The organism is Sorangium sp. So ce131 (assembly GCF_051519095.1).
In the GTDB taxonomy this organism is placed as follows: Bacteria; Myxococcota_A; Polyangia; order Polyangiales; family Polyangiaceae; genus Sorangium.
Genome location: NZ_CP150455.1, coordinates 11,797,143 through 11,821,239, shown reverse-complemented (window position 1 = coordinate 11,821,239; position 24,097 = coordinate 11,797,143). Strand labels below are relative to the sequence as shown.

Genomic DNA, 24,097 nt, shown 5'->3' with positions numbered 1-24,097 from the left:
GTCACCAGCGGTCGCCGCCGCCGCCGCGCCCGCCGCCGCGGCCACCGCCACGCCCGCCGCCGCCGCCGCGCCCGCCGCCGCCGCCACCGCCACGGAAGCCGCCGCCGCCGCCGCCGCCGCCGGGCCCGCCGGTGCGCTCGCGCGCCTCATTGACCGTCAGCGCGCGGCCGTCGAGCTCCTTGCCGTGCAGCGCGGTGATGGCCGCCTGCGCCTGGGCGTCGCTCACCTCGACGAAGCCGAAGCCCCTCGACTGTCCCGTCATGCGATCCGTCATCAACTGAACCGACAGAACGTCGACCCCGGCCGCCTCGAACGCAGTGCGCAGGCTGTCTTCCGTCGAATGGAACGCCAGGTTCCCCACATAAAGCCGCTTGCTCATGTCTGCCGCCAATCCCGTGCACGATCTCCGCTTCCCTCGCGGGCGGCCCGGATCGCGCTGCGGGCCGCTCACGAATTATGCTCCCCGATGCCGGCCGTCACCCCACGTTCGGAAGAGGCAACCACGTTGCAGCAGGCGGCCGGATCGGAGGTCGAGGACGAACGAGCCTTGAGGCGCTTCGGAAGCTACCGGCCGGCGACGAGGCGCGCAAGGTATTCCCCCAGGATCGCCGGGCCTGCCGGATCACGGACCAAGCGGGTCGGTCGCACGGCCCTCGACGCGCGCCGCGCGTCGTACCGTCCGCGCTCCACCTCTGGCCGGCAGACCGCGAGCCCAGGCGTCCTCGCGCGCCGGCGGGTCCTTGCGCGCCGGCGCGTCCTCGCGCGCGTCGGCGCCGGCTTGTCGGGTGTTTCCTGCATGCAGGACGCGATCGTGGCCGGGGCGCCGGGCGCGCCACGCCCTGAAGGAGGGGTCGAGCGGGGCAGGCGGGGAGATACGAAAGCACTGATCTTTTCTACTCCCGTCCTCCGCCGCGCCCACGTGCCGAGTGAGCGCGTGTGGGTCGCCGCAGACGCGGAGAGACCAGGGCCCGCCCTGTCCCGCGCTTCAGCGCGGGCGGCCGGGCGTGGTACCCTGGACTCTCCGGCGTTCATTCTGGAGGTCAGACCATGAGACCACGCGTGTTCTCCGCGAGGGCAAGCTCGCGCAAGGTGCATCGAGGGACGCTCCTCCTTGCCTTCGCGGCGGCGATCGCGGCGCCGATGGCGGCGTGCTCGTCGGGGGGCGGGACGAGCGCCGCGGGCAGCGGCGCGCAGGGCGGCGGCGGCTCGGCGGGCAGCGGCGCGGTGGAGGGGCTGGTCTCGCTGCGCATCGACCCGGCCGCCGCCTCGGTCGAGCTGGAGTTCGGCGGCTCCGCGGCCGTGGAGCTCAAGGCCGTCGGCCGCTTCGAGGACGGCGCCGAGCGCGACGTCACCGACCGGGTCGCGTGGAACGCCGACGCCCTCTCGGCCAGCGTCAGCGACGGCCGCCTCTCGACCGACACGCCCGGCCTCGTCCGGGTGATCGCCGCGAGCGGCGGGGTCACGGCGACCGCCGAGGTCACCGTGAAGCTCGTCGGCGAGCTCGCGCTGCCCGGCGCCCCGGACGGCGCCTCCGCCGCGCTCGACGGCGCGCCCGAGGCGTCGAGCGCCCCCTCGATCGCGTACCCGCTCGACGGCGCGCTCTTCCCGGCGAACATCGGCGCGGTCGAGGTCCAGGTGAACAAAGCCGGCGCCTCGCAGGCGGTCGGCAGGGTCGAATTCTCCGGTGATTTCATCGACTTCCGCGTCGTCGGCGCGTGCGAGCCGATCCCGGGCACCGACGGCTGCGCGATGGTCCTCTCCCCGGCGGTGGTCGCGCAGCTCGTGAGCGCGAGCGACGGCGAGACGATGGAGACGCGCGTCCGCCTCGCCGCCGAGGACGGGAGCGCGCTCGGCGAGAGCGACGCCATCGACGTCCGCTGGGCCAGCGCGACGCTCTCTGGCGGCCTGTATTACTGGCGCACCAACGGAACTGCGCTCCAGTCGGCCGCGATCTACCGTTACGACCTCGACGACGCGGCGAGCCCGCCCGAGCTGTTCTGGTCGAACGAGCAGTCGCCGCCGCTGGCCAACGGGCAGGAGAAGCCGTGTATGGGTTGCCATGCGCTCGCGCAGGCGGGCGACAAGATGGCGCTCACCTTCGGCGGCAGCGGCCCGTCCTCGTTCGCGCTGGTGGACGTCGCGACGGCGGAGATGATCGCGGTCCGCAACGAGGATCCCGACGGGTTCGCGACGATGACCGCGTTTTCTCCGGACGGCGAGCTCATGGTCAACGCCTTTCGCGGCGTGCTCACGCTCCGCCGCGCCGACGAGACGCTCGAGGCGCTCGGCGACCTGTTCCCCGACGAGCCCGAGCGCCTGACGCAGCCGTTCTGGTCGCCGACCGGCAAGCACCTCGCCTTCGTCGCCTGGCGGCCCAACGAGAACGGGGCGGGTCCCGAGCTCTACGGCGACACGGTCCGGGGCGCGCAGATCCTGATCGCGGGCTCGGACGGATCGACGGAGTTCGAGGCGCCGAGGGCCCTTGTCCCTCGCGAGCAGGGCAAGAGCCATTATTACCCTGCCATCTCCGACGACGGCGCCTGGGTGGTGTTCAACACCTCGAGCTGCGACGGCCCCGAGGGCAGCGGTTCTGTCGGCGTCGATCCGTGCGACACCTACGACGACAACTCCGCGCGCCTGCGCATCGTCCCGGTGGGCGGCGGCGCGCCGGTCGATCTCGCGCGGGCGAACGGCGCCGACACCTGGGCGAACTCGTGGCCGCGCTTCGGCCCGGGCCATGACACGTACCGCGGCAAGAACATCTACTGGGTCGCGTTCTCGTCGCGGCGCCCCTACGGCCTGCGCCTGCCCGGGTCGAGCGACGGCTCGACGAAGCCGCAGCTCTGGTTCGCCGCCGTGGCGCTCGCGCCGGGCGGGGAGATCCAGGGGGATCCGAGCTTCGCCCCGGTCTGGATGCCCCAGCAGAACGACGACATCACCGATCCGACGGGCAACCACATCCCGCAGTGGGCCGAGAAGGCGCTGCCCGTGCCGCGCTGAGGCGGGCGCTGCCCGTGCTGAGGCGGGCGCTGCCCGTGCTGAGGCGGGCGCTGCCCGTGCTGAGGCGGGCGCTGCCCGTGCTGCGCTGAGGCGGGCGCTGCCCCCCGTGCCGCGCTGAGCCCTGCGCCGCGTCCCCGCCTGCGCTGCGCCTCGTCCTCACCCCTGATCCCGCTCCTGCCGGGCGCCGTTCACGCGGCGCGCGCCGCGGCCACGGCCGCGCGGGGCTGCACGACCCCCCAGCCTTGCCGCTCGAGCGCGATGCCTGGCAGCCCGCGCGCGGTCTTCATGAGGATGCGCCGGCACTGCTGCGGTGAGAGGCGCGGGTTCGCCTCCAGCATCTGCGCCACCACGCTGCTCACGATCGGCGCGGCGAAGCTCGTCCCGTCCACGTGTTTGTAGTGCCCCGAGATGACCTTCTGGTCCTGCAGCTTGGCGGCCGCGAGCTGCCGGACGAGGTACGGCTCGCGGCCGGCGATGGCGTCGAGGTCCGGGTCGACCCCCGCGTGCTGGACGAGCAGCCCTGGCAGATCCTCGTCCCTGGCCCGATCGAGCAGCGAGAGCAGCTGAGCCTGCGCCGCCGTCGGCGTCCCCGGCAGGATGGGCGCGGCCAGCCAGATGGCAGGCGCGATGATCTCCGGCTTCTGCAGCCCGTCGAGGGTGAGCCCGTACGACGAGTGGTAGTTCCACGAGCGCTCCCCGGCGCCGCCGTCGTCGAGCCCGCCCACGGCGATGACGCTCGGCGCGCTGGCCGGCGGAAGGACGTTGTGCGCCGCCTCGTGCCCCGCGTTCCCCGCGGCCGCGACGACCACGATGCCTTCCCGCGTCGCGTCGTCCGCCGCGCGCGACAGGCTGCCGGTGAGGTACGACTCTTCGTAATCCCCCCCGCACGAGATGTTGAGCACGCGTATCCCGTACTGCTCGCGGTGCGCGATCACCCACGCGATCCCCTTGCGGATGTCGTCGTGCACGATGCGGTGCGCCGACCCCACCTTGACGAGCACGACGTTCGCTTCCCACGCCAGCCCGCGGAAGCGCCCTTCCGACAGCGCCCCGTTCCCCGCCGCGACCACCGAGGTCATCATCCCGTGCCACGACGACACGTCCGCCCGCTCGAGCGCCGCGACTCCGTTTTCGGGCGCGAAGATATCATGGTAGGCGAGAATACGATTCCTCGGCGTCACGAGGTCCGGGTGGGCGTAGAACCCTGAGTCGATGAAGGCGATGGTCACCCCCCGTCCCGCGCACCCCGGCTCCGCGTGGAGCCGCTCCGCGACGGGCAGGATGCGCCGATGTTCGATCCCGTGATCACCCACCGCCGCATTCTCTCACGATTCCCGCCCCCACCCAGCCCGATTCGCCCCCTGCCAGGCGCCGTGGCCGACCCGCCGCCTCGGGCGGCCGTGGTCGCCTCGCTCGCCGGCACGCTGGTCCGTGCCGCCGCTTTCGGCAAGGAGGCGGCCGGCGTGGTCCACGAGGCGACCGGCCGGCTGCTCCAGTGTCCTGGGCCCCGCCCCCCGCACCAGCTGCCACGGCCGGAGGGACCTCCGGCACGCGGCGGACGTCGCCGGCCGGGGGGCGGCGCGGAGGACTAGCGAACGGCGCGCAGCAAGCCGAGGCGATACGGGAGCTGCGAGTATTCGCCGCCCGAGCTCGGATTGCGCCCTTGATACAGGAACTGCAGATTGCAGGTGTCGATCGTCGCGGTCTCGTCGTTGCCATCGCGGATCAGCTCGCCATGGCTGACGTCGTCGCTCCAGTCCGCCACGCCCGACGCGAAGGTGACGTTGTTTTGACCTGCGAACGGCGTGTTCCAGGTATCCGCGAGCGGGGTCCACGCGCCGTCGAGGCGATCCGCGGTGAACGAGCGATAGAACCTGGCGCCCGTCGGGCCGATGGCCTCGAGGATGGTCAAGTACTTGTTCATGCCTTTGATCTTGTACGTGGAGCTCCCCTCGAACAGGTTGTAACGATTCGAGTCCTGAAGGGCGACCGAGACGGGGCCGAACCCGCTCGGGAAATTCGTCCGGGTGGTCTGGCTGCGGTACATCCGACCGTCATCGCCGGTGAAGAAGAGATAGCAGTTGGTGTCGTCGCAGATCACCCAGTAATCGATGGGCAGGCTCGGCATGCCGGCCGGCGTCGACGAGAAGAAGTTCTGGGGCCTGGTCCAGGTCTCCGGGCGGCTCGGGTCGTCCGTCGTGGAGAACTGCGGCGGCTGGGATTGATAGATGAGGTACCACTTGTTGTGAGGCCTGAAGAAGAACATCTGCGGCGCGCACCGGTAGCCGCTGAAGCCGGGCGTGCGATCCATGTAATAGTGCGACGCGGACGAGGCCTGGGACCAGTCGGCGAAGCTCAGGTGAGCCATCTGCCAGTTACCGGCCGTGTTCGCCGTGGTGGCGTAGATCTGCCAGCGATTGTTGAAGAAGGCGACCGTCGGATCTTTGATGGACACGATATTGTGAGTCGAGTCGGACTTCGGGCCCACCAGGGCGCCGCTCGACTGCCAGCGGAAGGTGGTGGGCAGGCCGCAACCCTCGCCGCTGGAGCCGCCCGAGCCGCCCGAGCCGCCCGAGCCGCCCGCGCCGCCGGAGCCGCCGGAGCCGCCGGAGCCGCCGGAGCCGCCCGTTCCGCTCGAGGTCACGGGCGTGATCCGGAATTGTTGATTGGTGCCGCCGTTCGACGTCCACTGGACCAGGGCGGTGCCGTCGGCGGTGCCGCGGTTGTATACGTCGAGGGCCTTGCTGCTCTGGCGCCCGGTGATGCGCACGACGCCGCTGGCGACGTCCGCGAACGACCACTGCTGGTTCTCGCCGCTCCAGCAGGAGTATTGCTGGATGCGGGCGCCGTCGCTGGTGGAGGCGCCCGTGACGTCCATGCAGCGGTTGCTGTTCACGTTGCGGATGCGGTAGTAGCTGCCGCCTGTCGATTCGATGCGGAACTGCTGCCGCGTCGAGCCGTTGCAGCTGGCGATCTGCAGGGCCGCTCCGTCAGCGGTGCTGCCTCCAGCCACCTCGACGCATTTCCCGCTCTGGACGCCGACGATCGTGTAGGTCGCCGCGGTGTCGATGGCGATGCCTTCGGCTGCCTCGTCGAACTCGTAGATCCCTTCGTCGAGCTGCTCGGCGGAGCCGCACGCGGTCGTGGCGGCGAACACCGTGGCCAGCGACCACCATCCAAGTCGGATTCTCATCATCATCCTCTCCTCTGTTCGGCGGCAAGCAAAGTGGCAGGCAAGACACATTCGAAGGCGCCCGCGATCGGCTGCGCAGGCCCTGGCCTTGCGGGCAGGCTCCGTCGAGCCCGCGATCAGGCGGGCGAGCCTGCGCAGCGATCTCCGGGCGCGCGGCGCTCGGGGGATCCGCGCGCCGGCGCGTTCGGCGTCAGCGTCCCAGGTAGCCCATCAGCCAGGACATGGCGGGGCGCATCTGGCCGCTGCTGCTCATGAGCCCCGAGTTGGACACCCACGTCTGGCCGCTGATGTAGCCCCAGAGCGTGATGCCTCTCACGCTCGGATGCTCGTAGAACATGGGGAACTGGCTCTGCATCACGTTGAGCTGCTGCGTGTTGTCCGCCAGGTTGATGTCGTACTCGGTGATGTAGACCGGTAGACCGGTGCCGGCGAGCCGGTCGAGGAAGTTCCTGACCGTGCTGGTCGACATCGAGAACGCGGCGTGGGCTTGCGCGCCGATGCCGTCGATGGGAGCCCCCGCGGCCCGGATCCGGTTGACGATGTTGATCGTGTTCTGGTTGTCGCTGCTGTACTCGATGTTGTTGTAGTCGTTGAGCAGCAAGGTGGCGTTCGGGCAGTACTGCCGCGCCCATCGGAACGCCTGCACGATCCAGTCGTAGCCGCTCGCGCCCGCGCCGCCGAGGGCGTTCATGTACACCGGGGTGGTGTGCGGGGGCGGCTCGTTCACGACGTCGATGATGGCGACGTCCGGGTAGCGGTTGCAGAACGCTTGGATCCACTCTTCGACTTCCGCGCGTTGCTCGCTCTGCGACAGACCGGCGAGCCAGCCCGGCTGCTGGGCGCCCCAGATCAGGGTGTGGCCCTTGTAGGGGATGCCGTTCGCGCGCGCGTAGTCCCGGACTCGGTCCATGCCGGACCAGTTCATGACGTCCCGCGTGGGCTCGACGGAGCCCCACTTGCCCTCGTTCTCCGGGGTGATCTGGTTCCAGTACCGGATCAGATCCGATCGCACCTGCCCGCCGGTGGTGATGTTGCCGACGAACTTGCGGCCCCCGCTGCTGCCTCCCGAGCCACCCGAGCCGCCCGAGCCTCCGGAGCCGCCCGCGCCGCCGGAGCCGCCGGAGCCGCCCGTTCCGCTCGAGGTCACGGGCGTGATCCGGAATTGTTGATTGGTGCCGCCGTTCGACGTCCATTGGACCAGGGCGGTGCCGTCGGCGGTGCCGCGGCTGTATACGTCGAGGGTCTTGCCGCTCTGGCGCCCGGTGATGCGCACGACGCCGGTGGCGACGTCGGCGAACGACCACTGCTGGTTCTCGCCGCTCCAGCAGGAGTATTGCTGGATGCGGGCGCCGTCGCTGGTGGAGGCGCCCGTGACGTCCATGCAGCGGTTGCTGTTCACGTTGCGGATGCGGTAGTAGCTGCCGCCCGCCGATTCCATGCGAAACTGCTGCCGCGTCGAGCCGTTGCAGCTGGCGATCTGCAGGGCCGCTCCGTCAGCGGTGCTGCCTCCAGCCACCTCGACGCATTTCCCGCTCTGGACGCCGACGATCGTGTAGGTCGCCGCGGTGTCGATGGCGATGCCTTCGGCTGCCTCGTCGAACTCGTAGAGGTCTTCGTCGAGCTGCTCGGCGGGGGCGCACGCGCCGAGCGCGAGCGTCGCCACCAGGGGCCATCGTTCAAATCGCATTCTCATGAGGTTCTCCTGTGCTCAAGCGGGCATGCCGCAGGTTGTGAACGCCGGCATGGAAGCTCCGAACGCCCGACATCGTCTCGTTGGCATCGCGCCTCGTTCGACTGGCCATGTCATGCTCGTGAGCGACCCGGTGAAGCACCGCGGGCGTGCGGATCTCCGTGGAGACGGGATCTCGCGCCCAGCGCTGCTGAGGCGCGACCACACTGCCCGCGGGCTCACCGCCACCCGCGTCCGTGACGACCGAGCGAACGGGACCGATGCCGAGATCGATCGGCTAACGAAGGTCTCGGGGCATGACCGCCCCCCAGAACGAAGCAAGCGAATACCGACAGGTCCTAATGTGAACGCTCACATGGCTGATGTCAACACCCGCGAGCTGCGGAGTGAAGGCGCCCCCTTCGATTCATAGACAAAGTTGTGAATCTGGTGTTGCTTTTGCAGTGAGATCGGATCGCATGGGACGTGTTCTGTCGATCCGAGGCGGTCCGCAGACGGGGGACACGACGTATCCGAAGCGTTTGGATAGCCTTCTCCTACTGCCTCACACCACCGAGGAGCTCCCCTTACAAGCGAGAGCGCTGTTGCTGAGGCTGCTCGCGAGCGTCGTCGTCGAGAAGCTCGAGGACGTGATGCCGCTGATCGACGCGACAAGCTGCAGGCGGGCTGGCCCCGCGAACGGCTGGATGTGCTGCTGGCCGACGCGTGGGCGCCCGGTGTCGTGCGCGCACTCAAGAAGCGGCGAGAGAGCTGCCCGGACGAGGCGCGCGTCGTACCTCCCTCCGCCGGCGGCGGAGCAGATGAGCGACGCCAGCAAGTAGGCACCGCGACCTGTCTGGACGACCTCCTCCAGTTCCGGCAGGTTCATCCGCATGAGGTCCTTCATCGCGACGATGGTCTACGATCTCCACCCCGACACCCCCCCGGAGTCGAGGAAGCTCCTCCGCGCGCACCTCGTCGCCCGCCGCTGGCAGGACCGCCACGACGGCGCCCCGATGCCGCAGTCCGCCGTCTGGATCCGCCGCTCCGCGGAGGACGATCAGACGACCGACGACCTGCACGCCGCGTGCGCGCGCGACCTCAGCGACGCCGCCGCCGCGGTCGCGCAGTCAGGTCGCCCCATCCAGGTGATGCGTGTCTGGATCCAGGTGAGCGGCGCCGGCACCTACGGCCTCGCGAGGCCCGCCCCCGCGCCGCCCGCGCCGACCGGCTGAGCGCCGCCGCCGCGCTCCGGACAGCCCCGACGAGCCCGCGCCGCGCGCGCACCCGGGCGCACGGCAGCGCGCGCGCCCGGGCTCACGGCAGACGGTCAGCCGTGAGCCCGGCCCGCGGCCGTCACTTGACCTCGAGGCCGCAGTTGATGAACTTGATCGTGGTGTCGATCCGGAAGTGAGAGTCGGTCACGTGCCGCTCGGCGAAGAAGAAGTCGAGCTGGTACTTCTTGCCGAGCTCGAGCCCCAGCTCGTCGAGCCTCACGACCTTGGTCTGCTCGGCGTGGATGCCCCCGAGGTCGACGACCTTCTTGCCATTGATGTACGTGAAGACGTCATCGTCGCCGGCGAACGTGAACTCCTCGCCGCCCTGGTACTCGAACCCCATGTGCATCTCGAACGTGAAGTGGTAGTTGTGTTCCCGCCCCTCGTTCCCGAACAGCTGATCATCGACGGGGAAGAACAGCTGGTTGTCGTACGTCCACACGCCGTCTCGCTCGGGGTCCTCGAACTGGAGCGTGACGTTCATCGGCGAGTTCACGCCCTCGACGTCCCGGAACCACTGATCGAAAGCCTCCTTGCCGGTCGTGGTCTGCGTCCCGGTGGCCCCTCCGATGTAGATCGGCTTCAGGTCCTGTCCGAGGTCGTCGCTGACGATCTCGTGGTCGTCGCAGTTATCGCACTTGCCGGAGTGGGCGGGCTCCATGTCCGGGTGCGTGTCGTGGAAGTCGCGGACCCGGCCGGTGAACTTGCCGTCGCAGGACTCGCCGACCTCCTGCCCCTCCGGCCCGCCGCCCCCGGCCCCCCCGACGCCCGGATCCTCGAGCCACTGGCCACCGCCTTGGCCGCCGCCGTAGTCCCCGCTCGTCGCGCCGGGCCCGCCCTGCTGCGTCCCGCCGGAGCTCGCGCCCGGATTCTCGACGCCGCCGCCCCCGCACGCGACCAGCGTCCCCATCATTGCAAGCGCCGCCACACAACCGACCGTCTTATTCATCACAGACCTCGCTCTAAGGTGCCGCCCCAAGCCGTGCGGCAAAGTAGCATAAATGCTCCCATGAGGTGGGTTGACGTGGCGCGTTATCTCACAGGTTCTGCGCGGCGGACGCGTCAATCCTGGCGGTGCACAGGGCGGCATCCGCGGATGCGCTGAGCCTGGTATTTTCTCCTGTCGGCGCTCGCCGCGTGGGCGGTCGCGCACGCGACGCAGGTGAGGCCGGACGGCTCCCAGGCCGGCTGGCGGCCAGGAGCGGAATCCGTTGGCGGCGGCGGTGGTGCGCAGCGGAGCACGTCTCGGGGGGCCGGCGCCCGCGAGGGATGGCCCACGGCCTGCAAGGCATGAAGCCACACGTGACCGCGCGCGACCGCGCGTGAGCCCGCGTGAGCGCGCGTGACCGGCAGACCGCCGCAGCGAGCGGAGGAGACCAGCCGATCCTCGGGCCACACACGGCCCTCGGGACTCATCACCACGACTCGTGGCGCTCGACCGGACGCGGAAGGAGAAGCGACAGTGAGCGATCAGAAGCGTGACGACTCGAAGCAGGCAGGCACCGGCGGGAGCGCCGTGCAAGGCACGCCGTCGGAGGAGGTCGGGCACGGCGTCGGCCTCGATCCGCCGGCCGCGCCGCCCGACGAGGACGGGGACCCGAAGGATGAGGCCTATGCGGACCGCCCCGCGCGCAAGCAGACCGGCCCGTCGATAGCAGACGAGTCCGACGCCTCGGCGATCCAGCGGCCGCCGGCCGACTCCTGAGCACACACACTCCCCACCTCGCCTGAGCGCCTGTGGCGATCGCCCGCTGCCGAGCCCTCCTGAGGCTCTGCGCGCCGCGCGAAGCAGCGATGGGCCGCCGCCGGCGGACTCCGCGGCGGCGGAATCCGCGGTGGCGGCCGTGCCGCTGTGTCCGGCCCGCGCGCACGAGAGGCTCGACATCCGGGCACGCTCGGAGTACGCGGAGGGCCGCTCGCACGGGAGCGAGGCAGGTGGGGTGTGGACCACGAGACGCGGACCGAGATCGAGCGCGGCCCGAGCGCCGCCGACGCGCAGGAAGCCCGCGATGCGACCGAGGCGAGCCCGCCGTCCGCCCGCTGGCAGACAACGCCGTCGAGCCACCCGCCCGCCGCTGAGGCGTTCTGCCCCATCTGCCGCGAGCCCATCGCCGCCGGCGTGGTCCTTTGCCCCGAGTGCGGCGAGCCGACCGACGTGGCCGCCAAGCCGGTCCGGGCGCCCTCGATCCCCGATGCCCCCCAGGGCGCGAGCTGGCTCGCCCTGCACTGGCGCCCGCTCGTCACCATCGGCGCGATCCTGGCGCTGATCAGCACGGGCGGGGCGCTGCGGTACCTCGCGCCCCACCGGTTCTCGGCGCCCCGGGCCGCGTCGCCGACGCCGCCGCCGGCCCCGGTCTGCGGGACGCCGTGCTGGAGCGGCGAGGCGTGCCAGGTCGGCCGCTGCGTCTGGCAGCGCCCGAACGACGTCGGCCACCTGGTCGACGCGCCCTCCGTCGCCGGGCCGTTCTCGCTCCCGAAGGACACGTTCGACGCGCTCCCGCTCGATCGCGACCGCTTCGTCGTCGCGCTGTTCTCCGGCCTGGAGGTGCGCAGCGCCCGCACCGGCGAGGCGCTGAGCCTCGTCACCGAGGCGCCCAACGTGCGCCGCCTCTACCGCGTGGGCGACGTCGTCTACGCGACCTCGCCGTCGCGCATCTACGTCATCGACGCCGCCACGACCCGGCTGCTCAAGACCATCGAGCTCGGCGAGGCCGTGGGCGACGTGGTGGTCGGCGCCTCGGGCCGGCGCGTGCTCGCGTCGCTCCCGTCGGCGCACGCGGTGGCGATCCTCGCGACCGAGTACCACGCCGAGATCGAGCGCATCCAGTTCGGCGACGACGCCGTCGGCCCCGTGGCCGTCGACGACAGCGGCACCCGGGCGATCACGACGACCGGCCAGCTCCCGCAGCACGGCCAGCGCGAGCCGGCGTCGGGGGGTGTCGCGTACCCGTTCGACCCGAGCCGGCTCGGCTCGGAGCAGGACCGCGTGCGCACGTCGATGGTCGGCAACCCGGCCAGCGCCCTCATGAGCCCCGACGGCTCGGTGGGCTTCGTCGCCCTCCGCGCCGAGAACACCCTGGTGCCGCTCACCTGGCTCCCCTCGGGCGCGGTGCGGCAGGAGGCGCGCATCACGACGTGCCGCGAGCCCGAGCAGATCGAGCTCGTCCGGAGCGAGCGGCGCGCGATCGTGCGCTGCAACGAGGGGCGCGCGATCCAGGTCTTCGATCTGGCGAAGCGCGAGCTCCTCCGGGCGGTCACGTTCCCCGGCCGCGCGGTCGACCTGGCCGTCTCCCCGGACGGGGCGCAGGTGGTCGTCGCGCTGAGCGGCGACGGGGCGGGCTCGGTGGCGCTGGTCGACCTGAAGACCTACGCCGCGAAGGTCCACCCCCTGAGCGGCGAGCCGACGCGGCTCCGGCTCGCCCCGGACGGCGGCTCGGCGCTCGCGCTCGGCGACCGCGGAAAGCTCGCGTGGGTGCTCCAGTGACCGACGAGCGCCGCGTCCCGTGCCCGAGCTGCGGCGCCCGCATCGTCGAGGGGGCGCGCAAGTGCCGCAGCTGCAAGGCGTGGATCGGCGAGCGCCCCCGCGGCAGCTCCGCCTCGCTCTCGGGCCGCGAGCCGCGCCTGGCGCGCGCGGCGGTGTCGGTGGCGAGCGGCGTCGCGGCCGTGATCATCGCCACGTTGACCAGCCTGAAGTCGCCGGTCGGCGAGGCGCCCCCGCTGACCGCGCTCACGCCGGAGGGCGCCGCGTCGCCCGACGCCGCGGTCGGCGCGCCGGACCCGGCGGCCTTCGGCCCGGACAGCCCCGAGGAGTCCGCGCCGTCGCCGCCCGAGCCGAAGGGCCGCTGGCGCGCCCGCGAGGTCCGGATCGGGGATGTTCATCCGCTCGACGTGGTGTTCAACCCGAAGGGCACGTCGATCTACGTGAGCGCCGACGACGCCTCGCTGCGCGAGTACACGCTCCAGAGCGGCGAGCTGATCCACAAGGCGTCGGTCCCGGCGCAGGGCGACCACATCCGGCTCCTGTTCGACCGTTACGTCGCGGTGCTGCGGCACGAGGACGCCGCGCGCATCCCCGTGATGGACACGACCGCGTGGGACCGCGATCCGGTCCTGCTCGACGTCGGCCGGAGCCCTGGCGACATCGTGGCGCTGCCGGACGGCCGGACGGTGGTCGCGGCGACGACGGACACGAAGCGCGTGACGAAGTTCGAGCTGCCGACGGGCGTGCGGCTCGCGAACATCACGCTCCCGCACGCGACGGGGCAGCTGTTCCTGGTGCAGGCCGAGGGGAGGCCGTACCTCGCGGCGCTCGGCGCGCTGACGCACGCCGGGCGGCCTGCGGGCGCCTGGATCGACCTGTTCGATCCGAGCGAGTCGCCGTTCGGCGCGACGCGCCGGAGCATCCCGGTCGGCCGCGAGCCGCGCAAGGGCGATATCTCCCTCGACGGGGGCGCGGTGTTCTTCCCGGATCGGCTGTCCAACACGGCGATCCTGCTGCGGGTCGCCGGGGTGACGGAGACGAAGAAGACGCCGGTGGGCGTGGGGCCGACGGCGGGCTTCCTGCTCCACGGAGACCGTTACGGCGTCACGCTGAACGCGGAGACGAGGACGGCGAGCGTGATCGATCTCTCGACGATGGCGGTGACGAGCACGCTGCCGCTGCGCGGGGTTCCTCGGACGGGCGTGACGTCGCCCGACCGGAAGATGCTGTTCGTGGCGCTCGGCGGCACGGAGTGGCCGCCGTCCGGGAGCGGCGTCGCGGTGATCGCGGGGGATCCGCCGCGGGTGGTCGCGTCGCTGCCCACCGGCAAGGGGGCGTGCGCGGTGGCGGTCTCGAAGGACGGCGCGCGGGCGGCGGTGGCGGCGTACTGGGATCGGTCGATCACGGTGCTCGAGCAGTGAGCGCCGCGTAAAGCGGGGGAGCAATCGGCGTTGCGCACGGACGTGTCGGGTCGACCGTCGTGTCCACCGCGATCCCGTCGTCCGCGATCGGACCCGGGGGACTCTACCCGGGTCCGCTCACCGACGCGGTCGGCAACCTCATTGGGCTTGTGGAGGTGCCGGGAGTCGAACCTGCCCGATGTCGAGCAGAGGCTAATGATGCCGGCCGTTCGCTGCGACGAGCGACCGGATCGCGAGCGCCTACCGGCGCCGACGCCGGAGAACCACCGCAGAGGCGACCAGCCAGAGAGCGGCGGCGAGTCCGCCGTTCCCGGCGCTCGCGCCCGTCCGGCAAGAGCACGAGCCGCCCGGGTCGGCGCCGTCCGCGCCGTTCCCACCCGAGCCACCGGCAGCTTGCGTGCTGTCCGCGTTACCACCGGCGCCGGGGTCGCCACCGCTGCCTGTCGTCCCGGAGGGATCGACGCTGCCGCCGCTGCCCGAGGTCGTGCCCCCGGCGCCGCCGCTGCCGCCGGCACCGCCTCCGCCGCCTCCGTCGCCCCCGTCACCCGGCATGGTGGGTCCGGTAAACCGCCACCAGTTGAACTTGAAGAGGTCGCCGTTGCCACCGACGAACTTCAGGAACAAGTCGTGTTTCCCGCTGCCCCCGCTGACCGCGCAGGTCTTGGTGGTCCAGGACGACGCGCCCGAGACGTCGCACGTCCCGAGCAGCGTGCCGTCTTGACTGTCGAGGTGGAGCTCGATCTTCGCGTTGCTGGCTGCGGACGATACCCGAGCCTCGAAGGAGGTCACGCCGTCCAGGAAATCGACGTTCTTCACCTTGATGTAGTCGCCATTGCTGATGGACGTGACGTTCATGCCGGCGCCGGTGTCGGTGCACACCTCGGTCTTGAGCCCGGACGAGAAGGCGATGGTCTCGGCCTCGACTTGCTTGAACGGATCCAGCGTGGCGACGGCGGCCGGTCCCTGCGTGGTCATCGTGAGCGCCGGAATGCTGCCGTCTGCGCCGTAGGTGAACTCCTCCACGCAGACCGAGCGCTTGAAGTCACCGCCGCCCGGCAATGCGCTGTTGTGATAGAAGAAATACGAGTGTCCCTTGTAGTCGACGATGCCGGCGTGGTTGGTGAAGGTGCGGCCAGCGCCCATGATGTCGCCGCGGACGGTCCAGGGCCCGGTCGGACTGTTGCTGGTCGCGTAGCTGATCTTCTCGCTCCCGGCGATGGCGGCGTAGACGAGGTAGTACAGCGACCCTCGCTTGTAGAACCACGGCCCCTCGGTGAAGCCGCTCAACGACACGTTGGTGATGCTCCCCGAGGTGCTGATCATGTCCGAGTTCAGCTTCACGTACCGGAGGGTGCCGTTCCCCCAGTACATGTAGGCCTGTCCGTCGTCGTCGACGAACACCGTCGGGTCGATGTTGCCGGATCCGTTCTGGGCCAGCTCCCTTCCAATCGGGTCCGTGAATGGGCCTGCCACATTGTCCGATACGCCCACGCCGATCTTCGCGCCGGTGGCGTTGTTCAGCGGCACGTAGAGGTAGTACTTGCCGTTCCTGAAGATACCCTGCGGCGCCCACGCATCGCCGGTTCCCCAGCTGAAGGTCCTGTAGCTCGCGGGCGAGCCGTGGTCCGTCCAGTTGACCATGTCCGTGGTGGAGTACAACCTCCAGTCGTTCATGGTGTAGAAGTTGTTCACCGACACGTCCTCGTCGTGTGACGTGTAGAGGTACAACCTGCCTTCGTGCACCATGGGAGCGGGGTCGGCCGTGTAGGAGGTCTGCACGATCGGGTTGTCCGCCCGAGCGGGGGAGGGGATCGCGGCGGCGACGGCCAGCGCCATCGCCGACAGGGTCATTCTTCTTGCTCGGGACCACGTTGTATTCAGGCGCATGTTGAATCCTCACGCGAGCGGAATTGCCGGCGCCCCGCACCCCTGGTGCTGATTCGACGGAGGCGCCATCAGAGGAGAGGATGGCCCGCGCACAGGCACGCAGGACGACCCACCCAGGGCAAAGCACAAGTATACCCCTTTCGAGATGTGAACGATCACATTCCTGGTGTCAAACCCAATCGACCGGCCCGAGCAGGATCCTCGAGCCCGAAGGGGGACAACGCTGGCGGCCTCCTCCGGAGCGCCGCGTCACCGGCGGGGGCGGGCGCCGGACCGCGGTGATCGACGGCCCGATGCGCTCGATGCCGACCTGCGCACGGACGGCTGGCGCTCGATGCCGCAGGCGGCCGGCGCCCTGGGTACCGCCTCTCGTGCGCGGCGACTCGAGCGCGCGCTCCGGTCAAGAGTTCGCCCCGGTCAGCAGCCGATTTTGCCTGGCGTCGACGATGTGAACGATCACATGTCGAGCTGCGATGGGGTGGTTGAGCTTGCCCTTCATCGGATCAGAAGACGCCGGATATCGCGTCGGGCGTATCGCCACTGCTTCAAGGGCGAGCCACGAGCACGGGGTGCTGCTCCGTCTCATCAGCAAGTGGCTGCACGAGTACTACTTCCGCCTGTCAGAAGTGTTGGCAGGGATCACGGCGAGAGAAGAGAGAATTCAACGCAAAGGCGCAAAGACGCAAAGACGCAAAAATACAAAGAAAATTCTGGTTTGCGCCTTTGCGCCTTTGCGTTGAATTCTCTCGGGATCCCTGGCCAGACTTGCGAGTCACGGAGCTACCCGGCCTACCCGACCAGATCCAGCCCCTCAGAGCTCACGAGGATCGCTTGGTCTCCCTTCTCTCGTTACAGGGGCGAATCGTCCGTGCCGGCGCGGTCGAGCGATGGGGGCACGCCTCCCAGCGCGGCGATCTCGGGAATGTTCCGGGTTGACTGTCCACAGGGGCGGGCCGATACCTTTCCCATGCGGAAGGGGAACATCCCGACCCTGCTCGGAGTCCGGCGACCCTCGTGAACCGCCCGCTCCACCGCGCCTACGTCATCGCGCTGGCAGCGCTCGCCGCATGCCGTGGCGGCTCCGGTGCGCCGGACGCCGGGCCCGCGCCGTCCTCCGAAGCGGGCGCTCCCGCGCCGTCGTCCACCGCCGCCGCGCCGGCCGCGAGCGCCGCGGCCTCGCCGGTCGCGCCCCCCGCGGCCTCGCCGGACGCAGCGGACGCGGCGGCCTCGCCGGACGCGGCCGACGCGGCAGCAGCACCGGACGCAGCGGCGGCCGCGCCGGACGCGGGATGCAAGCTCCTGCGGGGACCACTCGCCCTCTCGCTCCGCGGGCCGGCGCTGCTGTGGGCCCCCGACGAGGCCGCGCGCGCGGACTTCCGGATCATCTTCAACCGCGACGGCGTGGCCCACCACGTCGCGCCGGCGTTCGGCGGGCTGCCCGGCGCGAGCGCGCCGCGCGAGGCGGCCGCGCCCGACGCCGGGGCCGCGCCCGACGCCGGGGCCGCGCCCGACGCCGGGGCCGCGCCCGACGCCGGGGCCGCGCCAGGCGACGCAGCCGCAGCGCGCGCGTCCTGGCCGGCATGCGCGATCGCGGCCGGGTTCACCTTCTGCATGGACCACGGCGGCACGATCCGGAGGACCGCGATGTCCGGCGGATCCCCCGCGCTCGTCGGCGCCGGACGCCGCGGAACCGGGATCTCCGCCATCCCGCTGCCGGGGGGGCGCACGCTCCTCGCCTTCCTCTCGGACCGGATCACCACCGAAGGCGCCGTGACCCAGGCGTTCGCCGTGCTCGACGACAGGGCGGCCGTGCCGCTGTCCGCGGAAGGCAGCGGCGCGACGTTCGTCGCGCTCGCGCCCTGGAAAGGGAAGGTCCTCGCGATGTACATCGACGCGCGCTCGGCGCTGACGCCGGTCCACGCCCGCACGCTCGGGCTCACGGCGGAGGGCAAGCTCGAGCTCGGGCCCGACGCGGTGATCTTCGTCGGAGACGCGGGCGAGTCGCGCATGGGCGGCGCGCTCGCGGTGGGCGCGGGCGGGCCGGCGTTCGCCCTGCTCCCCGCGTCGAAGGACATCGCCGCGTTCGGCATGGCGGCGATCCGCATCGACGACGCGCCCCGCGACGACATGCCCGCGGTCTGGTCGCTCTACCCGAACGGGCTCAGCCCGGCGCCGATCGCGGCCACGCAGGGAACCTCGCCGATCCACGTGGCCCGGGTCCGGCCGAGCGCCCGCGAGCCCGGCGCGCGACCCGTGCTCGAGATCGGACAGCTCGACGGCGAAGGACGGTTCCTGCCGCGCTGCCAGGCCGCGCAGGCGGGCTCGTTCAAGCACGTGGCGATCGAGGCCGATCGCGACGGATCCCTGTGGATCGCGTACACGACGGGCTCGGGCACCTTCGTCGAGCAGCGCGCCGCGCGGCCGTGATCCGCCGGGCCGGCGGTCCGACCAGGGGCGCGCCGCCGGCGCTCAAAGGCAGCAGCGGAAGCCGATGTTCGGATCGTGCGTGGTCGCGTCGCGGCCCTCGCGCGCGCCGCAGCCGACCTTCGCCTTCTTCTCTTCCGCGCTCCACGCCACCCACTCCGGATCCACCTCCGGATCCGGCGGGTTCAGCGAGATGAGCGAGCCGCCGCGGACGAGGCACGTGCCGTCCGGATTGCAGGAGTTCTCCCACTCGGCCACGTTGCCGCTCATGTTGTAGAGGCTCGACACCCCTCCTACACACATGGGCACGGGCGGCGACGGGGACGGCGGCCCAGGCTTCAGCGAGATCCCGTCGGTCGTGAGGTCCTGACACCTCGACGGGAGGTGCTCGTCGCCGTACGGATAATCGTTCACCCCCTGGCCGGAGCACGCGTTGTACCACTCGCTCTCCCGGTGGTCGCTCGACGCGGAGGTCGCGCTGGTGCCGCCGCCGATCTTGCCGCACAGGTGCTTGCCCACGTAAGCGCAATAGGTGTACGCGTCGCACCAGTCGACGTACGCGACGGGGACCCTGCCTTCGGTGTACGGCCAGCCGCTCGTCGGCGGGTACGTGTTCGCGGCGCACCGAGGCGGCAGGCCCGCCAGCACCGGGTTCGCCGTGACGAAGCGGTCATACTCCTGCTTCGTCACCTCGTACGCGTCGATGCAGTACGACCCGCCGCCGGTCACGGGCGCGATCACCATCGACGCCGGGCACGCGCAGACGCGGTTCGTGGTGTCGCAGATCCCCGTCTTGCAGTCGGCGTTGGCGGAGCACCGCTGCCCCGGGGGGCACCGGGTGCCGCACTCGGTCCCGCCGCAGTCGACGTCGGTCTCACGGCCGTTCTTCACGCCGTCGCTGCAGGTCGCCGGCAGGCAGACCTCATCGAGGCAGACGAGCTCGCGGCAGTCGGTCGACCCGGAGCACGCCGCCCCCGGCCTGCAGCCGGCGCAGAGCCCGCCGCAGTCGACGTCGGTCTCCTCGCCGTTCTTCACGCCGTCGCTACAGCTCGGCGGCAGGCACCGGTTGGTCACGCAGCTCAGCGACTCGCAGTCCGCGCCCACCGCACACCGCTCGAGGTCGTCGCACGCCGGGCACACCGGGTTGTCCCCTCGCGGCGAGGTGACACCGCCGCCGCAGTCGACGTCCGTCTCGCTGCCGTCCTTCACCCGGTTCGTGCAGCTCGCCGCCGCGCAGGCGTTCGCCACACAGCGCGTCGAGTAGCAGTCCGCCGGCGTCGCGCACGCCTGGCCCGCGAGGCAGGGGACGCAGGCGCCCCCGCAGTCGATGTCGCTCTCCTCGCCATCCTTCACGCCGTTCATGCAGGGCGGCAACGGCGCGCCGCCGCCAGCTCCGCCGCCGCCGCCAGCTCCGCCGCCGCCGCCAGCTCCGCCGCTGCCGCCTCCGCCGCTCATGCCACCGTCGCCGCCAGTTCCGCCGCTGCCACCACCGCCGCCCGTGCCGCCTGCTCCGCCACCGCCGCCCGTGCCGCCGCTGCCGCCGCTGCCGCCGCTGCCGCTCATGCCGCCGTCGCCGCCCGCTCCGCCGCCGCCGCCGCCGCGGCCACCGTCGCCGCCCGTGCCGCCGTCGCCGCCGCCCGTCGTGGCGCTGCTGGTCGTCATATGGACTCCCGGCCTGGGAGGTGGCTTGTCGTCTCCACTGCTGCACGAGGCAGCCGCGGCGAGGACCGCGAGGGGTATCAGGATGAATGACGAGCGGATCATGGCGGTATCTCCCACTGCGCTGTGAAAATTTCGGATGCGAGCGTCCAGGTTACGCGACCGCCGCGTCTCGTCGCAACGACCCAGCGAGGCCGCATCGAGGACGCCCGCGCCGGGATTCCGGTGAGAGCGCCGGCCGCACGGCCCTACCTCCCGGCCACGCAACCGCCGAGATCCACACGCCTTCTGCCCGGCGTACGCGCCGCCTGCGGCCGCGGCCGTCGACGCGGAGCAGCCGCCGAATTGCCCCGACCGCCCGGTGAGCCGGCGCCGCGCGCCGTGTGCAGGCCGGCGCCGCGCACCGTGTGCGACCCTCGCGGTCCAGGGCCTTGCGCGCGCTCTCGAAGACCATTGTCCCGGCGGGCGAGCTCCCCTCCTGGCTGTTGCGCGAACCGCCCTGTTGGCGTACAGCCGTGTCTCTGGAACTGTGAATCCATTCCTGTCATAAATCTTAAGGAGTCCACATGAGACGAAATTACGTGCCCGCGGGCATTCTGCTGTCGCTGATCGCGCTCGGCGCCGCTGGCTGCGGCGACGGCAACGGCGGCCCTGGCGACACGGAGGGCGCGTCTTCCGGCGGCGGAGGGCAGGACGGCGCGGGCGGGGGCACCGGCGCGGGGGCGCCGACGTCGAGCGTGAGCGCCGGCCCGGGGAGCTCGACGAGCACCGGCGGGAGCGCGTCCACGAGCAGCGGTAATCCCGGCACGACGACCGCCACCTCGTCCACGAGCGGCGGCGGCGCGGGGGTGAGCTGCAGTTACCCGTCGGGGTACACGGACGGCTCCATCACCTGGTATACGCTGGACATGGGGTCGACCGAGGTGAACTGCAGCTACCAGATCACGGGGCGGAACCCCGATGTCGTGGCGCACGTCCCCTTCGGCGGCGGCCAGTACTTCGCCGCCATGAACACCGCCGATTACGACAGCGCGGCGATGTGCGGCGCGTGCGTCGAGGTCACCCGGGACGACGGGCGCAGCGTGCAAGCCATGGTCGTGGACCAGTGTCCGATCGCCACGAACCCGAAGTGCACGGCGGGCCACATCGATCTCAGCAAGAACGCCTTCCTCCAGATCGGCGAGGAGCGCGAGGGCTACCTGGGGACGACCCACGGCGGCGCGGCGGGGAAGATCTCCTGGAAATACATCCCGTGCCCCTCGGCCGGGGACGTCTCCTTCCGCCTCAAGGACGAGGACAACCGCTACTGGAACGAGATCCTCGTCGAGGGGCACAGCCACCCGATCGAGAAGGTCGAGGTCGAGATCAACGGCGCGTGGCAGGCGGCGACGCGGCAGTCGTACAACTACTGGGTCGTCGGCGACGGGAACATGGGGGCGCCGCCCTACCATGTCCGCGCCACCGACATCAACGGATCGACCGTGGAGGCGAGGCTGGAGCTGAAGGGCGGAGCGCAGAGCGCGGGCGCTCAGCTCGCCGCGTGCCAGTGACGATCGCCGCGGCGCCCTGCCCGGGGAGGGCGGCCGCGCGGCCGCGTGGCCGCGCCGCCGGGTGACCGCGCGGCCGCGCCCGGCGCGCGCTGCGCGATCCGGCCGGGCGCGCCTGCCGGGCCGGCTCAGCCCACGGTCATCGCGAGCTTGCCCTGCACGCCGCCCGCCTCGAGCCGGCGGTGGCCCTCGCGCACCGTCTCGACGCTCAGCGCGCCGAGGTCCTCGGTGCGCGCCGAGCGGACCTGGCCGGACTCGATGAGCGCGAGCAGCGCCGAGAGCTCCTCGCGGTAGATCTCCCAGTCGGCCGGCCCGCCGGAGGCGGCGCGCGCCCCGAGCAGCTCGAAGTGCAGGCTGGCCGACCGCGCGAACAGGGGGCTCTTCTGCGCGTCGAACACCGGGAACGCGCGCTCCTCCGGCTCCTCGACGAGCGTGACCACGCGGCCGCCGAAGCCGATCACCTCGCACGCGAGCCGCTTCATGTCGCCGCCCACGAGGTCGAGCGCCACGTCGAAGCGGCGGCCGCCGTTCGCCGCGATCGCTCGCTCGGCCAGCTCCGCCGGGGTCGCGCCGCGGTGCGAGATCACGCTCTCCTTCGCGACGCCGAGCTCGGCCAGGTACGCCGCGCTGCGCTCGCTGCCCGCCGTGGCCACGATCGAGGCGGCGCCGAGGCGGAGGCAGAGCGGGACCGCGAAGCTCCCCACGCCGCCGCTCGCGCCCGTGATCAGCACCGACTGGCCGCGCGAGAGCGCCGCGTGGCGGACGATCGCCTCGTAGGCGGAGAGCCCCGCCGTCGGCACCGCGGCCGCCTCGGTCCACGAGAGCCCGGCCGGCTTCTTCGCCACGAGCTGGGCCGGCACCGCCACGAGCTCGGCGTACCCGCCGTTCGCCTGCGGGCCGCGCGAATCGCCGACGAACGCGCAGACCTCGTCGCCCTGGGACAGCCCGCCCACGCCCTCGCCGACCGCCTCGACCACGCCCGCGGCGTCGTGGCCGAGCACGAGCGGCAGCGCCCCGCCGAAGTGGCCCGCGCGGCGCTTGTAGTCGACCGGGTTGAAGGACGCGGCGCGGACGCGCACGAGCACATCGCCCGCCCGCACGAGAGGGGCGGGCAGCTCCGCCTCGTAGAAATGCTCGACGCCGCCGAACTCGCGAAGAAGGATGGCTCTCATGGGGCCACTCTGCCACGCGCGCGCCCGCCGCCAAAGCGCTCGATGCCCGATCGCGCCGCGCGTCGGCCGCGCGTCGGCGCGCGTCGGGCCGCGATCGGCGCCGGCGCCGGCGGCGCGGACGGCGCCGGCGCGCTGCTCTGGTAGGATCGCCGCCGCCCTCGGCAGGCCGCCGGCGGGCTCCCAGGAGAGCTCCGTGCACGACCCTCGACCCGATCATCCGTCGCTGCTCACGGTCGACGACTTCGAGCGCGCGGCGCGCGCGCGCCTCACCAAGATGGCCTATGACTACTTCCGATCTGGCGCCGACGAGGGCAGGACGCTCCGGGAGAACCGGAGGGCCTTCCGCCGGCTCGAGATCCACTACCGCGTCCTCGTCGACGTGGCCGAGCGGGACACGCGCGCGACCCTGCTCGGGACGAGCGTGCCTTTCCCCATCCTCGTGGCGCCGACCGCCTATCACGGCCTCGCGCACGAGGGCGCCGAGATCGCCTCGTCGCGCGCGGCCTCGGAGCTCGGGACCATCTTCACGCTCTCGACGCTCTCGACGACGAGCCTGGAGGCCGTCGCGGCGGCGTCCCCGGGGCCGAAGTGGTTCCAGCTCTACGTGCACAAGGACCGCGGCCTCACGCGCGCGCTCGTCGAGCGGGCCGAGTCCGCCGGTTACCAGGCGCTGATGCTGACGGTCGACACACCGATCCTCGGCCGCCGGATAGCGGACGTGCGCAACGGCTTTGCGCTGCCCGAGGGGCTCGTGATGGCGAACCTCGCCGACGCCGCGGCCGACGCCGCGGCGGCGGACAAGGGCTCGCTGCTCGCGGCCTACGTCGCCTCGCGGCATGACGCCTCGCTGACGTGGCGCGACGTCGAGTGGCTCGGCGGGCTGACGCGGCTGCCCATCTTGCTGAAAGGCATCGTCCGCCCGGACGACGCGCTCCGCGCGCTCGGCTGCGGGGCGGCGGGCGTCGTCGTCTCCAACCACGGCGCGCGGCAGCTCGACGGCGCGCCCGCCACGATCGAGGTCCTCCCCGCGATCGCCGACGCGGTGGCCGGGCGCGGGCTGGTGCTGATGGACGGCGGGATCCGGTGGGGCACCGACGTGCTCAAGGCGCTCGCGCTCGGCGCCCGCGCGGTGCTGGTCGGGCGCCCGGTCCTGTGGGGGCTGGCCGCGCTCGGCGGCGAGGGGGTCGCGCGGGTGCTCGCGACCCTGCGCGACGAGCTGTCGACCGCCATGGCGCTCGCGGGTTGTCCCACCCTGGAGTCCATCGATCGCGACCTGATCCGCCGGACCCGGAGATCGATGCCGGCGCCGTGAGCCGGACTCCTCAACGTGCGTCGCGCGAGCGCGGAGTTTTACAATGCAGCGCCGC

The 24,097-nt window shown here is 71.8% G+C and carries 19 protein-coding genes; 9 read left to right on the top strand and 10 right to left on the bottom strand.

Annotation, left to right across the window (positions count from 1 at the left end):
- Position 1: 1 nt before the first annotated feature.
- The gene (locus WMF43_RS42975) at positions 2-379 is read right to left on the bottom strand and encodes an RNA recognition motif domain-containing protein (RefSeq protein WP_437673927.1); all 378 of its coding nucleotides are present in this window, start codon (positions 377-379) and stop codon (positions 2-4) included.
- 668 nt (positions 380-1,047) lie between these two features.
- On the opposite strand from WMF43_RS42975, the gene WMF43_RS42970 reads away from it, so the two are divergent.
- Positions 1,048-3,000, top strand: a complete 1,953-nt coding sequence (locus WMF43_RS42970) for a TolB family protein (RefSeq protein ID WP_437673925.1) — start codon at positions 1,048-1,050, stop codon at positions 2,998-3,000.
- Here the strand turns inward: WMF43_RS42970 and WMF43_RS42965 are convergent.
- From WMF43_RS42965 to WMF43_RS42945, 5 genes are all read right to left on the bottom strand, one after another.
- Positions 2,936-3,160 (bottom strand): hypothetical protein, encoded by a 225-nt coding sequence (locus WMF43_RS42965; RefSeq protein ID WP_437673923.1) that lies wholly within the window; start codon positions 3,158-3,160, stop codon positions 2,936-2,938. The two genes, WMF43_RS42970 and WMF43_RS42965, sit on opposite strands and share 65 nt — an antisense overlap.
- Positions 3,161-3,188: 28 nt before the next feature.
- On the bottom strand, positions 3,189-4,313 hold the full coding sequence (locus tag WMF43_RS42960) for a S8 family serine peptidase (protein WP_437673921.1): 1,125 nt from the start codon (positions 4,311-4,313) through the stop codon (positions 3,189-3,191).
- A gap of 275 nt (positions 4,314-4,588) precedes the next feature.
- Positions 4,589-6,199: a non-reducing end alpha-L-arabinofuranosidase family hydrolase gene (locus tag WMF43_RS42955; RefSeq protein ID WP_437673919.1), complete on the bottom strand. Its 1,611-nt coding sequence runs from the start codon at positions 6,197-6,199 to the stop codon at positions 4,589-4,591.
- Between the two features lie 184 nt (positions 6,200-6,383).
- On the bottom strand, positions 6,384-7,886 hold the full coding sequence (locus tag WMF43_RS42950) for an endo-1,4-beta-xylanase (RefSeq protein ID WP_437673917.1): 1,503 nt from the start codon (positions 7,884-7,886) through the stop codon (positions 6,384-6,386).
- Between the two features lie 541 nt (positions 7,887-8,427).
- Entirely contained in the window at positions 8,428-8,769 is a 342-nt protein-coding gene (locus tag WMF43_RS42945) for a hypothetical protein (protein ID WP_437673915.1), read from the bottom strand.
- Between WMF43_RS42945 and WMF43_RS42940 the strand changes: the two genes are divergently transcribed.
- Positions 8,756-9,097, top strand: coding sequence for a hypothetical protein (locus WMF43_RS42940; protein WP_437673914.1), 342 nt, complete (start codon positions 8,756-8,758; stop codon positions 9,095-9,097). The two genes, WMF43_RS42945 and WMF43_RS42940, sit on opposite strands and share 14 nt — an antisense overlap.
- A gap of 121 nt (positions 9,098-9,218) precedes the next feature.
- Here the strand turns inward: WMF43_RS42940 and WMF43_RS42935 are convergent, their stop codons facing one another.
- The gene (locus tag WMF43_RS42935; RefSeq protein WP_437673912.1) at positions 9,219-10,088 is read right to left on the bottom strand and encodes a fibro-slime domain-containing protein; all 870 of its coding nucleotides are present in this window, start codon (positions 10,086-10,088) and stop codon (positions 9,219-9,221) included.
- Between the two features lie 513 nt (positions 10,089-10,601).
- On the opposite strand from WMF43_RS42935, the gene WMF43_RS42930 reads away from it, so the two are divergent.
- From WMF43_RS42930 to WMF43_RS42920, 3 genes are all read left to right on the top strand, one after another.
- On the top strand, positions 10,602-10,844 hold the full coding sequence (locus WMF43_RS42930) for a hypothetical protein (RefSeq protein WP_437673910.1): 243 nt from the start codon (positions 10,602-10,604) through the stop codon (positions 10,842-10,844).
- A 237-nt stretch (positions 10,845-11,081) separates the two neighbouring features.
- Positions 11,082-12,623, top strand: coding sequence for a YncE family protein (locus WMF43_RS42925; RefSeq protein ID WP_437673908.1), 1,542 nt, complete (start codon positions 11,082-11,084; stop codon positions 12,621-12,623).
- Positions 12,608-14,041, top strand: a complete 1,434-nt coding sequence (locus tag WMF43_RS42920) for a hypothetical protein (protein ID WP_437673906.1) — start codon at positions 12,608-12,610, stop codon at positions 14,039-14,041. The genes WMF43_RS42925 and WMF43_RS42920 overlap by 16 nt, the downstream gene beginning before the upstream one ends.
- A 240-nt stretch (positions 14,042-14,281) precedes the next feature.
- Here the strand turns inward: WMF43_RS42920 and WMF43_RS42915 are convergent, their stop codons facing one another.
- On the bottom strand, positions 14,282-15,892 hold the full coding sequence (locus WMF43_RS42915) for a glycoside hydrolase family 43 protein (RefSeq protein ID WP_437673904.1): 1,611 nt from the start codon (positions 15,890-15,892) through the stop codon (positions 14,282-14,284).
- Positions 15,893-16,410: 518 nt separating this feature from the next.
- Here WMF43_RS42915 and WMF43_RS42910 point away from each other — a divergent pair.
- Both WMF43_RS42910 and WMF43_RS42905 read left to right on the top strand, forming a co-directional pair.
- Positions 16,411-16,668, top strand: a complete 258-nt coding sequence (locus WMF43_RS42910; RefSeq protein ID WP_437673902.1) for a hypothetical protein — start codon at positions 16,411-16,413, stop codon at positions 16,666-16,668.
- Between the two features lie 274 nt (positions 16,669-16,942).
- Positions 16,943-18,355: a hypothetical protein gene (locus WMF43_RS42905; RefSeq protein WP_437673900.1), complete on the top strand. Its 1,413-nt coding sequence runs from the start codon at positions 16,943-16,945 to the stop codon at positions 18,353-18,355.
- Between the two features lie 42 nt (positions 18,356-18,397).
- Here the strand turns inward: WMF43_RS42905 and WMF43_RS42900 are convergent, their stop codons facing one another.
- Complete coding sequence (locus WMF43_RS42900) at positions 18,398-20,014, bottom strand: formylglycine-generating enzyme family protein (RefSeq protein WP_437673898.1); 1,617 nt, start codon at positions 20,012-20,014, stop codon at positions 18,398-18,400.
- A gap of 563 nt (positions 20,015-20,577) precedes the next feature.
- Here WMF43_RS42900 and WMF43_RS42895 point away from each other — a divergent pair.
- Positions 20,578-21,561: an expansin EXLX1 family cellulose-binding protein gene (locus WMF43_RS42895; RefSeq protein WP_437673896.1), complete on the top strand. Its 984-nt coding sequence runs from the start codon at positions 20,578-20,580 to the stop codon at positions 21,559-21,561.
- A gap of 125 nt (positions 21,562-21,686) precedes the next feature.
- On the opposite strand, the gene WMF43_RS42890 is transcribed toward WMF43_RS42895, so the two are convergent.
- Positions 21,687-22,730 (bottom strand): quinone oxidoreductase family protein, encoded by a 1,044-nt coding sequence (locus WMF43_RS42890; protein ID WP_437673894.1) that lies wholly within the window; start codon positions 22,728-22,730, stop codon positions 21,687-21,689.
- Between the two features lie 193 nt (positions 22,731-22,923).
- Between WMF43_RS42890 and WMF43_RS42885 the strand changes: the two genes are divergently transcribed.
- On the top strand, positions 22,924-24,042 hold the full coding sequence (locus WMF43_RS42885; RefSeq protein WP_437673892.1) for an alpha-hydroxy acid oxidase: 1,119 nt from the start codon (positions 22,924-22,926) through the stop codon (positions 24,040-24,042).
- The last annotated feature ends 55 nt before the right edge of the window (positions 24,043-24,097 follow it).